13 protein-coding genes are annotated in these 13,577 nt (G+C 61.6%); 3 read left to right on the forward strand and 10 right to left on the reverse strand.

Features of this window, described 5'->3' with window-relative positions; genetic code table 11:
- Positions 1-165: 165 nt before the first annotated feature.
- The 3 genes from CBB63_RS06055 to CBB63_RS06065 all read left to right on the forward strand — a co-directional run bounded on the left by CBB63_RS06055 (position 166) and on the right by CBB63_RS06065 (position 4,671).
- Positions 166-1,512, forward strand: coding sequence for a 1-acyl-sn-glycerol-3-phosphate acyltransferase (locus CBB63_RS06055; protein ID WP_286698493.1), 1,347 nt, complete (start codon positions 166-168; stop codon positions 1,510-1,512).
- 164 nt (positions 1,513-1,676) lie between these two features.
- Positions 1,677-2,957, forward strand: coding sequence for a crotonyl-CoA carboxylase/reductase (gene ccrA, locus CBB63_RS06060; protein ID WP_286698494.1), 1,281 nt, complete (start codon positions 1,677-1,679; stop codon positions 2,955-2,957).
- Positions 2,958-3,135: 178 nt separating this feature from the next.
- Complete coding sequence (locus tag CBB63_RS06065; RefSeq protein WP_286698495.1) at positions 3,136-4,671, forward strand: ATP-dependent DNA helicase; 1,536 nt, start codon at positions 3,136-3,138, stop codon at positions 4,669-4,671.
- On the opposite strand, the gene CBB63_RS06070 is transcribed toward CBB63_RS06065, so the two are convergent.
- The 10 genes from CBB63_RS06070 to CBB63_RS06115 all read right to left on the reverse strand — a co-directional run bounded on the left by CBB63_RS06070 (position 4,668) and on the right by CBB63_RS06115 (position 13,489).
- Positions 4,668-5,438 (reverse strand): TIGR02186 family protein, encoded by a 771-nt coding sequence (locus CBB63_RS06070; protein WP_286698496.1) that lies wholly within the window; start codon positions 5,436-5,438, stop codon positions 4,668-4,670. The two genes, CBB63_RS06065 and CBB63_RS06070, sit on opposite strands and share 4 nt — an antisense overlap.
- A complete protein-coding gene (locus CBB63_RS06075; protein ID WP_286698497.1) occupies positions 5,435-6,343 on the reverse strand; it encodes a sulfite exporter TauE/SafE family protein in 909 nt (302 codons plus the stop codon). Before CBB63_RS06075 ends, CBB63_RS06070 begins: the two co-directional genes overlap by 4 nt.
- A gap of 79 nt (positions 6,344-6,422) precedes the next feature.
- Positions 6,423-7,391 carry an ABC transporter permease gene (locus tag CBB63_RS06080; protein ID WP_286698498.1) on the reverse strand — a complete coding sequence of 323 codons (969 nt, stop codon included), beginning with the start codon at positions 7,389-7,391 and terminating at the stop codon, positions 6,423-6,425.
- On the reverse strand, positions 7,391-8,521 hold the full coding sequence (locus CBB63_RS06085; RefSeq protein WP_005851551.1) for an ABC transporter permease: 1,131 nt from the start codon (positions 8,519-8,521) through the stop codon (positions 7,391-7,393). Before CBB63_RS06085 ends, CBB63_RS06080 begins: the two co-directional genes overlap by 1 nt.
- A 1-nt stretch (position 8,522) precedes the next feature.
- A complete protein-coding gene (locus tag CBB63_RS06090; protein ID WP_286698499.1) occupies positions 8,523-10,151 on the reverse strand; it encodes an ABC transporter ATP-binding protein in 1,629 nt (542 codons plus the stop codon).
- Positions 10,152-10,153: 2 nt separating this feature from the next.
- Positions 10,154-11,149 carry a BMP family lipoprotein gene (locus tag CBB63_RS06095; protein ID WP_286698500.1) on the reverse strand — a complete coding sequence of 332 codons (996 nt, stop codon included), beginning with the start codon at positions 11,147-11,149 and terminating at the stop codon, positions 10,154-10,156.
- 160 nt (positions 11,150-11,309) lie between these two features.
- Positions 11,310-11,711, reverse strand: coding sequence for a GNAT family N-acetyltransferase (locus CBB63_RS06100; RefSeq protein ID WP_286698501.1), 402 nt, complete (start codon positions 11,709-11,711; stop codon positions 11,310-11,312).
- A gap of 11 nt (positions 11,712-11,722) precedes the next feature.
- Positions 11,723-12,379: a tRNA (adenosine(37)-N6)-threonylcarbamoyltransferase complex dimerization subunit type 1 TsaB gene (gene tsaB / locus CBB63_RS06105; RefSeq protein WP_286698502.1), complete on the reverse strand. Its 657-nt coding sequence runs from the start codon at positions 12,377-12,379 to the stop codon at positions 11,723-11,725.
- Positions 12,372-12,932: a NifU family protein gene (locus CBB63_RS06110; protein ID WP_286698503.1), complete on the reverse strand. Its 561-nt coding sequence runs from the start codon at positions 12,930-12,932 to the stop codon at positions 12,372-12,374. Before CBB63_RS06110 ends, tsaB begins: the two co-directional genes overlap by 8 nt.
- A gap of 98 nt (positions 12,933-13,030) precedes the next feature.
- Positions 13,031-13,489, reverse strand: coding sequence for a universal stress protein (locus CBB63_RS06115; RefSeq protein ID WP_005851562.1), 459 nt, complete (start codon positions 13,487-13,489; stop codon positions 13,031-13,033).
- Between the last annotated feature and the right edge of the window lie 88 nt (positions 13,490-13,577).

The following is a 13,577-nucleotide window of genomic DNA, read 5'->3' on the forward strand; positions in this document are numbered from 1 at the left end:
CTGGTCGATTGATACGTGAAATAATCAGGCGCTGTCAATTCGCTGCATTGCGGCATGGGCGAAAGCCGCTGCGTTACGGTCGCGTGTGCCTTGCCTAGGGGTGCCCTATGTGTGGTTGACTGTTTTATGTTGCCCAGACAGCGCGGGTCCTGCAAGGGTTGGGCGATGACGCAAACGATTGAACTTCCCGTCTGGCTTTTCGCGGTGATCCTGCTGTTCGCGGCTGTGACCGCGCTTAGCCATTTNNTGTTGCCCTCGGTCCGGTGGTTCTTTCGCAGACGGCTGGAGAAAGCTGTCGCNCAGCTGAACACGCGGCTGACCCGCCCGATTGAACCGTTCAANCTGGCGCGNCGGCACGATATGATCCAGCGGNTGATCTATGACCCGCAGATCAGTCAGGCGATNGTNGATCACGCGCGCGCCGAAGGNATCCCCGAGAACGTCGCCTCCGAACAGGCGCGCCGCTATGCCCGCGAGATCGTCCCGAGTTTTAGCGCCTTTGCTTATTTCAGCTTTGGCATCCGGCTGGCGCGGTTTCTGGCGAATGCGCTGTATGATGTGCGCACCGGATCGCGCAACGACGCGGTGATCGAAGCTATCCCGTCAGACGCCACGGTCATCTTCGTGATGAACCACCGTAGCAACATGGACTACGTGCTGGTGACCTACCTCGCGGGGGAGGCGTCGGCGCTCAGCTATGCTGTGGGGGAATGGGCGCGTGTCTGGCCGCTTAGCCGGTTGATCCGGTCGATGGGGGCGTATTTCATCCGGCGCAAGTCGCGCGGTGCGCTGTATCGCAAGGTCTTGGCCCGCTATGTGCAGATGGCGACCGAAGGCGGGGTGACCCAGGCGATCTTCCCCGAGGGCGGGTTGAGCCTGAACGGCAAGTTGATGCCGCCCAAGATGGGGCTGCTTGGCTATGTGCTTGAGGCAGAGTTGAAGGACCGCGATGTCGTCTTTGTGCCGGTGGCGATCAACTATGACCGCGTGCTGGAAGACCGCGTGTTGATTGCTGCGGACGCGGCAGGCACCCGCCGGTTCGATGCGCAAATCTCGGTCATTTTGAAATTCATTGTTCGCAAGATCTGGCTGCGTATGCGCGGCAAATTCCTGCGCTTCGGCGAGGCTGTGGTCGTGTTCGGCACGCCGGTACATTTGCGCGACTATGGCGACGCGCCGAATGTGGACGGGCTGGCGCAGGATCTGATGGGGCGGATCGAACACGAGATGCCGCTGCTGTTCGTGCCCTTGCTGGCGCGGGTGCTGCTGCTGGCGGAAAAGCCGCTGGATGGCGTCGCGCTCGAACAGGAAATGCAAGGCATGGCCGCGCGGGCCTCTGACGAGGCTTCGGTTGTGGCGCAGGACTTCTCCGCCAATGTCGCCACAGCACGCGATCATCTGGTGCAGCGCGGGATGATCGCGGCGTCGGATCGTGGCTATGCCCCCGTCGACGGGCAACGCCCCGCCTTGCGCTTCTACGCCAACTCTATCGCCCATTTCTTTGACAGATAGGTCACACAAGCGAAACTACTGCCGAAATTGCTGCGGCTGCAAAGTCATAAAATTACAATTACAGGTCAAATGGTGTTGCATTGTTGCGCGAAGGGTCATATTCCACCAGTAGACGCCGCGATTCTGCACTGCGGCACAAACCTATTCTGACTGTGGAGACCGACATGGCCTTGGACACGAATATCGCGCAATACGACGCACCGGAAAAAGACCTTTACGAGATCGGGGAAATCCCGCCGATGGGCTACGTTCCAAAGCAGATGTACGCATGGACCATCCGCAAGGAACGCCACGGGAACCCCAATACCGCGATGCTCGAAGAGGTCGTGGACGTGCCGACGCTCGACAGTCACGAGGTGCTTGTCCTCGTGATGGCGGCGGGTGTGAACTATAACGGTGTCTGGGCTGCCTTGGGCAAACCCATCAGCCCCTTCGACGGCCACAAGCAGCCCTTCCACATTGCGGGCTCTGACGCATCGGGCATCGTCTGGGCGGTTGGCGACAAGGTAAAACGCTGGAAGGTCGGCGACGAAGTCGTGATCCATTGCAACCAGGATGACGGCGACGATGAAGAGTGCAACGGCGGCGATCCGATGTATTCCCCCAGCCAGCGTATCTGGGGCTACGAGACCCCAGACGGATCCTTCGCCCAGTTCACCAACGTGCAGGCGCAGCAGCTGATGCCACGCCCCAAGCACCTGACATGGGAAGAGGCCGCGTGCTACACGCTGACGCTGGCCACGGCCTACCGGATGCTGTTCGGCCACGAGCCTCATGACCTGAAACCGGGCCAGAACGTTCTGGTCTGGGGCGCCTCGGGCGGTCTGGGGTCCTATGCGATCCAGCTGATCAACACCGCTGGCGCGAATGCGATTGGCGTGATCTCGGACGAATCCAAGCGTGACTTTGTGATGGATCTGGGCGCCAAGGGCGTTCTGAACCGCAAGGACTTCAACTGCTGGGGCCAGATGCCCACCGTGAACACGCCTGAATATGCGGCTTGGTTCAAAGAGGCGCGCAAGTTCGGTGCCGCGATCTGGGAGATTACAGGCAAGGGCGTGAACGTCGACATGGTGTTTGAACACCCCGGCGAGGCGACCTTCCCTGTTTCCACCTTCGTCTGCAAAAAGGGCGGCATGGTCGTGATCTGCGCGGGGACTTCGGGTTTCAACCTGACCTTCGACGTGCGTTATATGTGGATGCACCAGAAGCGTTTGCAGGGCAGCCACTTTGCCCACCTCAAGCAGGCGTCGGCCGCCAACAAACTGATGGTAGAGCGCCGTCTTGATCCGTGCATGTCCGAAGTGTTCGCCTGGGCCGATCTGCCCGACGCGCATATGAAGATGATGGCGAACGAGCACAAGCCGGGCAACATGTCGGTACTGGTGCAATCGCCCAAGACCGGCCTGCGCACGCTCGAAGACGCGCTGGACGCGAAAAAATAAGTCGGTGGCCCCCGTTCAGGGGGCGTTGACAACCAACTGACCAGACACCCGCGCACCAGTCCATCGGTGCGCGGGTGTTGTCGTATTTGGCATCACGCGGCGGTTTGGCACGGGCTGATTGCGCGAATAGCGGCGATGCCATCTGGCCCCCGGTGCCGCGCTGAATTAGGGTCGCGCCATGACAGTACCTGCCCTTACCTATTCCGCCGATCAGGCGGCTGCCTTTGACAGCGTGACCGAGATGTTGCGCCATGCGGGCATCGATCTGGATGACAACCTGCTGATGCCCCCTGCGGGTGGGGCGGACCAAGTGCTGGCGGTAACCGGCAAGGCGGGGTCGGGCAAAACACTGCTGCTGGCAGAACTGTACAAGGCGCTGGAAAATGCCGGCGTCGACATCGTTTCCGGCGATTACGAGCGCAAGAAGAAAGACAAGCGCACCCTTGCCATTCTGGCACCCACCAACAAGGCGGCATCGGTCCTGCGGCTGCGCGGTGTGCCCGCGACGACGATCCACCGCATCCTCTATACGCCTGTCTATGACCCCGAATACGAACGCATCGCGGAATGGCTGGCGGGCAGCGGTGAACGCCCGGTGATCGAGGGGATGAACGAAGTCTCGCTGGACCGCGCCTTCGCGTTCTACGAGAACAACAAATCCATTCCCGGTGCCTTGGCCGCTGCGGGTCTGCGCGGCAGCGATTTCATCACCGGATGGAAGCGTCGCGAGGAACCGCTGGATATCGGGTTTGTTGATGAAAGTTCGATGCTGGATGACAAGCAGTTCGAGGATCTGAAAGAGATCTTCCCGACGTTGCTGCTGTTTGGCGATCCGGCGCAGTTGGCCCCGGTGGGGCAGTCGGGCACGATGGTGTTTGAAAAGCTGCCCAAGGAACGGGTGCTGAACCTTAGCCGAATTCACCGGCAGCAGGCCGACAACCCGATCCTTGATCTGGCCCATGCGCTTGCCGACCCTGACCTGAGCTTTGAACAGTTCGAGCGTATGGTCGAAGACGCGTCAAAGAAGGACGACCGTGTCGTCTGGGGCCAGCGGGTAGAAGTGGACTTGATGGCGCGGTCGCCCGTGCTGGTCTGGCGCAATGCCACGCGCATCCGGCTGATCAACGCGTTCCGGTCGGTCTATGGCGCGCCCGAAGACGCGCTGCTGGAGGGGGAGCCGCTGATCTGCGACGGGATCGAGCTGCCGTTGAAACACCGCAAGAAACGGCTCGATCTTGAAGCGCGCGGCCTGATCAAGGGTGCGCAGGTCGTCTATCTGGGGGCAGGGCGCAAGCCGGGCTTTAGCCGCCTGCATGTGATGGGCGCGGAAGACCCGCAAATCTCTGCCGCGTCGATCGTGAAGATCGAAAAACCGGACGAGGAAGAACCCTTTATCCCCTTTGCCGCGCGCATGGGAGCGACGTTTTTGCATGGGGCGGCGGTGACGATCCATAAGGCGCAGGGCAGCCAGTGGGACACGGTGCAGGTCTTTGCGCCTGACCTTTATGCAGCGGCGCGGATGGGCCGGTCAGAGGCGGGGCAACCGCTGTGGAAGCGGCTGGCCTATGTGGCGATCACCCGCGCGCAAGAGCGGTTGATCTGGGTCGTGCGNAACCGCCTGTCGAAACCGTCCGGAATGCTGCGGGTGGATGATCTGCGCGCGGCCCCTGCCGCCCCGCTGAGCCTTGAGNCNCAGACGGATGANCCNGCCTAGCGGCGCAGCGCCGCAAAAAGGCTAGAGGCCCCCCAGCCCGCCGCGATGGCAATCGCCAGCGACAGCAGCCCGTAGACCAGCGCNTTTTCCCGCGACAGGTTGAACAGCCAGCGTTCCAGCCCGACCTTGCGCACGTCGATCAACGTCCCGTATTGCGCCACGACGGACCCGTTGCGGGTCAGGAAAATGCGGGTGTTGTAATCGCCCTCGATCAAGGANGCGGGCAGCTGCACCGTCGCGCGGAACAGGGTCTGTTCGTCCACGGTCACGCCTTNCTCGTCCAGTTGNTACTGGTTCGCCTTGCTGCGGATGCGCACAAGCGCGTCCGAGAAGGCGGCGGAATCCTCGATATTCATCGGCGCACCGACCGACCGGATCGCCCGCGGGACAGAGANTTTATAGCGCAGGTCCTCGGTNCGGTTCAGCACGTCCTGCAAGGGGCCACTGGTGGCGACGGCATAGAAGCTGGGGGCACGGTCGACCTCNACGGCGGCGGTGTTCACCCAGATGCCAAAGGTCTTTTCCTTGCGCCGCACCGTGACCGGGGCCGACGGGCCGGACACNGTNACCACGACCTCAAGCTCGGGGCCTTCGGGGATNGGCGNCTCGCGTTTGACGGCCCCGAAGATGATGATCTCGGACCCGTTGAAATTGGTGGAGATAGAGACTTCGCTTTGGTTCAGGCCCAGCACAATCGCCTCNTCCGCGGTGGCGGAGAAAGACAGGCAGGCCAGCGCTGCCACCAAAAGGGCACGCAGACGGATCATGANGTGAACCCGACGGAATAAAGCTCTGCCGGTTGCAGCAACAGTTCCAGCGCCAGCTTGCCGCAGACGACCAGCACCAGAAGNGCAAGCAGGATCCGCAGCTGTTCCGCCTTGAGCTTGGTGCCAAGGCTGGTCCCGAACTGCGCGCCGATCACCCCGCCGATCANCAGCAGCACGGCCAGTACGATGTCGACGGTATAGTTGGTGGTGGCGTGNAGCATCGTGGTAAACGCGGCGACAAAGATGATCTGGAACANCGANGTCCCNACAACCACCTTGGTCGGCATCCCCAGCAGATAGATCATCGCCGGCACCATGATAAAGCCGCCGCCCACGCCCATGATCGCGGCCAAAAGCCCNACAAACGCCCCGACCAGCAGCGGTGGNATGACCGAGATATAAAGCCCCGTGACCCGAAAGCGCATCTTGAACGGCAGCTTCTGGATCCACGTGTGTTTCTTGCGCGGGGGGCGTTTGCCGCTGCGGGTCTTGTACATCGCATTCAGCGATTCAATCAGCATCAGCCCACCGATGATGCCAAGGAAAACGACATAGCACAGGTTGACCAGCAGATCGACCTGACCCAGCGATTTGAGGTAGTTGAAGATGGTGACNCCNGCCGCGGCCCCGACCAGCCCGCCCGCCAGCAGCACGCTGCCCATGCGCAGATCCACCGTCTTGCGTTTCAGATGCACCAGCAGCGCCGAGAAGGANGAGGCAACGATCTGGTTCGCGCCNGTNGCCACAGCGACCGCAGGGGGAATGCCGATAAAGAAAAGCAACGGCGTGATCAGAAATCCGCCCCCGACGCCGAACATGCCGGATAGAACGCCCACGATACCGCCCAACCCCAAAAGGAGAAACGCGTTGACCGACAGCTCGGCAATGGGCAGGTAAATTTGCATAGAAGCAGTTAGACCGATCCAAAGGTTGAAATCAATCGTGGATGCTGCGCCGCCGCAATTTGCGACGGCGCGGGGNNCGTTAACGCTCTTTGACGTAGGGCTCGCCNCCGGCACGGGGTGGGATCGCCTTGCCGACAAAGCCCGCGAGGATGATCACGGTNATCACATAGGGCAGNGCGGCCAGCAATTGNCCCTGAACCTTGAAGTTCACCAATGCCTCGATCACGTCGGGGCGGGTTTCCAGCGCGCCGAACAGGCCGAACAGCAGCGTGGCCCACAGCGCGTACCACGGGCGCCACTTGGCAAAGATCAGTGCCGCCAGCGCGATATAGCCGCGGCCTGCGGACATATCCTTGATGAANCCGGCCTGCAGCGCCGTGCTGAGGTAGGCACCGGCAATACCNCAAAGCACGCCACAGATCAGCACCGCGGCATAGCGCAGCCCGATNACGGAAACCCCTGCGGTATCCACCGCNGCGGGGTTTTCGCCCACAGCGCGCAGACGCAGGCCAAAGCGNGTCCGATACAGCAGCCACCATGTCGCAGGNACCGCGAGGAANGCGAGGTAGACAAGGATCGANTGGCCCGAGATCAGCTCGGCATAGAGCGGGCCGATGATCGGGGTCTGGGCGATGTCATCGGCAAAGGGCAGGGTGATCGGATTGAACCGCGCCCCGCCGATCAGCGACGGCGTGCGACCGCCTTGCTGGAACCAGTCCTGCGCGATCAGCACCGTCAGACCGGCGGCAAGAAAGTTGATCGCGACGCCGGAAATCAGCTGGTTGCCGCGGAAGGTGATGGAGGCAAGCCCGTGCAGCAGGCTCAGCGCCATCGACGCGGCGATGCCGGCCAGCAACCCCAGCCAGACGTTCCCCGTCAGCGACGCCACGGCCGCCGAAAAGAACGCCGCCGCCAGCATCTTGCCATCAAGGCCGATGTCGAAAATACCGGCGCGTTCGGAAAACAGACCGGCAAGGCAGGCCAGCAGCAGCGGTGTGGCAAGGCGCACGGTGCTGTCGAACAGTTGGATGAGCGTGATATAATCCATTATTCAGCAGGCTCCACCGGTTTGCGTTCGGGCTTGGGGGCCCGTGCGGCGCGCAGCGCCAGAAAGATTTTCTCGAGCGGCATACGCACCATGTTATCCAGCGCTCCGGTAAAGAGGATCACCAGCGCCTGAATGACGACGATCAGCTCGCGCGGGATCGAGGTCCAGAGCGCCAGTTCAGCACCGCCCTGATAGAGGAACCCGAACAGGATCGCGGCAAGGAAAACGCCCAAAGGGTGGCTGCGGCCCATCAGCGCCACAGCGATCCCGATAAAGCCCGCGCCTTCGGTCGCGTTCAGCACCAGCCGTTCGGCTTCGCCCATGACGTTGTTGATCGCCATCATGCCCGCCAAACCACCCGAGATGATCATCGCGATCATCGTGATCTTGACCGGAGAGATACCGGCGTATTTCGCGGCCGATTCCGAATGGCCATAGGCGCGGATCTCATACCCCAGCCGCGTGCGCCAGATCAGCACCCACAGGAAGATACAGGCCGCAACTGCCACCAGAAGCGAGATATTGGCGGGCGCGGCCTTGGAAAACTCGATCCCCAGCGGGGCAAGGATATCATGTAGCGTCGGCAGTTTGGTCGCGTCAGGAAAACGCGCCGTTGCGGGATCCATGCTGCCTTGGGGGCGCAGCATGTTGACCAGAATATAGTTCAGCACCGCCGCCGCAATAAAGTTGAACATGATCGTGGTGATCACGATATGGCTGCCCCGTTTGGCCTGCAGGAACGCGGGGATCGCGGCCCAGGCGGCACCGAACACGGCAGCCATCGCNGCNGCACCGATCAGGGCCAGCGACCAATGGGGCCACGGGATATACAGACAGGCCAGCGCCACGCCCAAACCGCCCAGCATCGCCTGGCCTTCNCCACCGATATTGAANAGCCGCGCGTGAAAGGCGATGGCAACGCAAAGGCCGGTGAACATGAAGTTCGTGGCGTAATACAGCGTATAGCCCCAGCCATAGGTGCTGCCCAATGCGCCGGACACCATCAGTTTGACGGCCGCAACGGGGTCTTCCCCGATGCCCAGAATGACCAGCGCCGACAGGATCGCTGCCAGCAATAGCGAAATCAAAGGCACGAGGACGACCTCGGCCCATTTTGGCATTACGTCCATGTTACACTTCCTTATGCGGATCGCCGCCCGCATGGGCCAGATTGTCTTCGATNTCTTCGATGGAATGGGGCGCATCGGTATCGGTGATGCCCGCCATCAGCAAGCCCAGTTCCTTTTCATCGGTCTGGCTGGCGTCGCGGATGCCCATGACCTGACCGTCGAACATGACAGCCACCCGGTCGCTGAGTGCNAGAATCTCTTCCAGCTCGACCGAGACCAGCAGGATCGCCTTGCCCTGATCGCGCAGGGCNACGATCTGTTCGTGGATGAATTCGATCGCGCCGATATCCACGCCACGGGTCGGNTGGCCGATCAGCAGCAGGTCGGGGTTGCGTTCGATCTCGCGCGCTAGAACGATCTTTTGCTGGTTCCCGCCGGAAAAGTTCTTGGCCGCCAGTTTGGGGTTTGGCGGACGCACGTCGAAACGTTCCATCTTTTCAACGGTGTCGGCCTTGATCGCGGCGTTATCCATCAACATGCCGCTGCGGTAGGCAGGGTCTTTGTGATAGCCGAAGGCGGTGTTTTCCCACGCCTGATACTCCATGATCAGACCTTCGCGCTGGCGGTCTTCGGGGACATGGGCGATGCCGTGGTTGCGGCGGGATTGGCCGTCGGATTTGTTGCCGGTCAGGTCCAGTGCCGTGCCATTGACGCGCACGCTGCCCTTGCCGGTCTGGTATCCGCCCAGAACCTCAAGCAGTTCGGACTGGCCATTGCCGGCCACGCCTGCAACCCCAAGGATTTCGCCCGCGCGAACTTGCAGATCGATGCCGCGCAGACGCTCGACGCCCTTGTCATCAACGACGCGCAGCCCTTCGACATCCAGAATGACCGGGCCGGGGGCCGCGGGTTTCTTGTCGACACGCAGCAGTACCTTGCGGCCGACCATCAGCTCCGCCAGTTCGGCGGGCGAGGTNTCGGCGGTCTTGACGGTNGCGGTCATCTCGCCGCGGCGCATGACCGATACGGTGTCCGTCGTCTCCATGATCTCGCGCAGCTTGTGGGTGATCAGGATGATCGTCTTCCCTTCGGANCGCAGACGCCCGAGGATGCGGAACAGCTGGTCCGCCTCGGCTGGGGTCAGCACGCCCGTGGGCTCATCCAGAATNAGGATATCGGCCTGACGATACAGCGCCTTNAGGATTTCCACCCGTTGCTGCATGCCGACGCCGATGTCTTGCACCAGCGCGTCGGGATCGACCTTNAGNCCGTAGTCATCGGCCAGCTTCATCAGCGATTTGCGCGCCTTGGCCAGTGATGGCTTCAACAGCCGCCCGTCTTCGGCACCCAGNATGATGTTTTCCAGGACCGTGAAATTTTCAACCAGTTTGAAGTGCTGGAACACCATCCCGATGCCTGCAGCAATCGCGGCCTGGCTGTCAGGGATGTCGGTCTTTTTACCGGCGATAAAGATGTCGCCTTTGTCGGCTTTGTAGAATCCGTAAAGGATCGACATCAGCGTCGATTTGCCCGCGCCGTTTTCCCCGATGATCCCATGGATCGTGCCGGGCATGACGCGGATAGAGATGTCTTTATTGGCCTGTACCGGACCAAAGGCCTTGGAGATGCCTTTCAGCTCGATCGCCGGAGCGGCAGTTTCCTGCCGCTCCGTATGTGTTGCAGTGCTCACGCTTAGAAGCTCAGGCTCGGGCAGCTGTCGTCGGACATGTAGTCATGTACCTCAAGCGACCCGTCTGCGATCTTGGCTGCTGCTTCATCCACAGCGGCCTGCATTTCAGCGGTAACCAGTGCCTTGTTGTGTTCGTCAATCGCGACGCCNACGCCTTCGTTGCCAACGCCCATGACGTTAAAGCCTTTTTCCATGCCGGGNCCATCGGACATCGCGTCAAACACAGCGTTGTCCACGCGTTTGATCATCGAGGTCAGGACTTTGCCCGGGTGCAGGTGGTTCTGGTTGCTGTCCACGCCGATCGACAGGATGTCTTCGTCCGCTGCGGTTTGCAGAACGCCAACGCCTGTGCCGCCCGCGGCTGCATAGACAACATCAGCACCCTGGCTGATCTGCGCTTTGGTCAGTTCGGACCCTTTTACGGGGTCGTTCCATGCGGCAGGGGTCGAACCGGTCATGTTCGAGATCACGGTCGCGTCGGGGTTCACGGCCAGAACACCTTGGGCGTAGCCGCAGGCGAATTTGCGGATCAGGGGGATGTCCATGCCGCCGATGAANCCGACAGTGTTGGANTCNGAGGCCATCGCCGCCATCATNCCGACCAGATAGGANCCTTCGTGTTCGTTGAAGACNACGGAACGGACGTTGGGTGCGTCGACAACCATGTCGATGATGACAAAATCGGTATCAGGGTAATCGCCNGCAACCTGACCAAGCGCATCACCAAAGGCAAAGCCGGTCATCACGATAGGGTTGGAGCCCGCTTCGGCGAAACGGCGCAGCGCCTGTTCACGCTGTGCTTCGGACTGCAGTTCGATCTCGCGGAAGCTTTCACCGGTCTCTTCGGCCCAGCGTTGCGCGCCAGCAAAGGCGGCTTCGTTGAAGGATTTGTCGAATTTGCCGCCAAGGTCGAAGATCAGGGCGGGTTCGGCCAGAGCCGCACCGGCACTAAGAGCCGTGGCCGCAGCAGCGCCGAGGAATTTGGTCATAAGGGTCATGGAGTGTCTCCCGGTTTATTGTGTTGGGGCGCAAGCGCGAAGCCTTTGCCCGGTCGCAGTTCCGCGCTTGCGCCCGGTTCCGTCGATCAGATGTACGATACTGCGTAGCCCATGGGTAGGGTCAACCGGATTCTCAAGCGCTTGGGGATGATATTGCCTATTAACCGTGCGTAAACTGACGCGAAAGGATCAATGCATCAACGGATGGCGCATCTTTACGCTGATAATACCCGCGACGTGTGGCCGTCTGGTGAAACCCTGCGGATGTGTAAAGCGCGATGGCAGCGGTATTGTCAGCGGCGACCTCTAGGAAGGCGGTGTCGGCCTGCGCTTCAAGCCCGTCCATCCAGCGGTGCAGCAAGCGGCGGCCAATACCCTGACGTTGGGCTGCGGGATCAACGGCGAGGGTCAGCAGCTCTGCCTCTCCCGCGATGAGGCGGGTCAGGGCAAAGCCCTGCGGTTCCGCCAGATACGTCACGAAAGGGGAGGCCAGCAGATCGGCGATCTCTTGCGCCGTCCACGCACGGTCGTGCACGAAAGCGGCGGCGTGAATCCGCGCCATATCCTGCGGCGTCATGAAAAGATCGCGGGCGGTGTGTCGCGGGCCGGGGCGGCATCGGCGGGGCGCAGATACAGCGGGGCAGGGCGCGGGGTCTGGGTGCCAAGCTTCGTGGCGGCAATGCGTGCCGTTGCCTCTGCCACGGGCATACGAGGGGGCAAGGCGGTGCCGTTNCAAAGTGCTGCGATCATATCGGCCTGATGACCNACACAGACGGGATCGGCGCGCGAGGGCACCGAAGGCAGATCATCCANCCCACACATCACAGGGNCGCGGTCNTCCATNGTGCCGAACACCTGNACGAACAGCTTGTCCTGCCGCGCATCGATGCTGCTGATGACAACGCCATCATGCCCGAAGGCCAGCGCCTGAAGATGCGAAATCCCTATCGCGGGCACCCCAAGGCCAAGCGCGAGCCCGCGCGCGGCCGAGACCGCGATGCGGATACCGGTGAAGTTCCCCGGCCCGATGCCGACGCCAATCGCTGTCAGATCGCTATAGGCCACATCTGCGCCGGCCAGCACCTCGGCACATAGGCCAAGCAGCCGTTCGCCCTGACCCTTGTTCATCGGTTCCTCGACGCTGGCGATGATCTGGTCGCCCGACAGCAAAGCGGCCGCACAATGTGCGGCCGATGTATCAAACGCCAGGAGAAGAGGCGTCTTAGGCAACCGGGCGTACCTCGGTTACTTCGGGGATGTAGTGGCGCAGCAGGTTCTCGATGCCCATTTTCAACGTCAATGTGGACGATGGGCAGCCCGCGCAGGCCCCTTGCATGTGCAGATAGACAACGCCGCGCTCGAACCCGTGGAAGGTGATGTCACCGCCGTCCTGTGCCACGGCAGGGCGCACGCGGCTGTCCAGCAATTCCTTGATCTGGCCGACGATCGCACCGTCTTCGCCCGTATGCTCCGCATGGCCCGATGCGTGGTCATGGCCGGTTTCCATCACGGGAAGACCGGATTGAAAATGCTCCATAATCGCGCCAAGCAGGGCGGGTTTCAGGTGGTCCCATTCGATCCCGTCAGCTTTGGTGATGGTCACGAAATCGGTGCCGAAGAACACGCCGGTCACGCCTTCGACAGCGAACAGACGCGTGGCCAAAGGCGAGGCGCTGGCGGCTTCGGGGGCGGGGAAATCGGCGGTGCCCATCTCTAGCACGGTCTGACCCGGCAGGAATTTCAACGTTGCGGGGTTGGGCGTGGATTCGGTCTGAATAAACATCACATGCTCCTGAAAGGGTTGATGCAGATATGCGACCTGAACGCGCGCAAGTCAAGGTTTGGAACGATTCTAAGTTTGCGACGGCCTGCGGTGCCGCCTCAGGTGATCATCTCGAGCCGTTCTTTGCTCATGTCACCGGGAACGATGGTGATCGGCACCGGCAGCGAGCCTGCGTTGCGGGAAAGCTGGGTCACCAAGGGGCCGGGGCCAGATTTCTTGTCGGTGCCCGCGCCAAGGACCAGCACGCCGACTTCGGGGTCATCGGCCAGCTGGTTGATGATCTCGTCCACGATCACACCTTCGCGAATGACCAGCGCGGGCTCCACGTTCAGCCGGTCGCGCATCCATTTGGCGAAGACCTCGAAATGCACCTCGATCCGCTCGCGGGCTTCTTCGCGCATGACCTCGGCCACACCGATCCAGTGATTGAATTCGTCAGGCGGGATGACCGACAGCACCACCACCCCGCCGCCAGAGTTGGACGCCCGCATCGCGGCAAATCGCATGGCGTTCAGGCATTCGCGGCTGTCATCCAGCACAACCATAAATTTACGCATAGCATCCTCCTGTTGAACGGCGGGGGGCGGGGTCAGCCACGGTCAGAGGCCGCCCAATCCCAATACATCTCGCGCACGCGGCGGGTCA

This window comes from Sulfitobacter sp. TMED3 (assembly GCF_002167505.1).
Taxonomy (GTDB): domain Bacteria; phylum Pseudomonadota; class Alphaproteobacteria; order Rhodobacterales; family Rhodobacteraceae; genus Sulfitobacter; species Sulfitobacter pontiacus.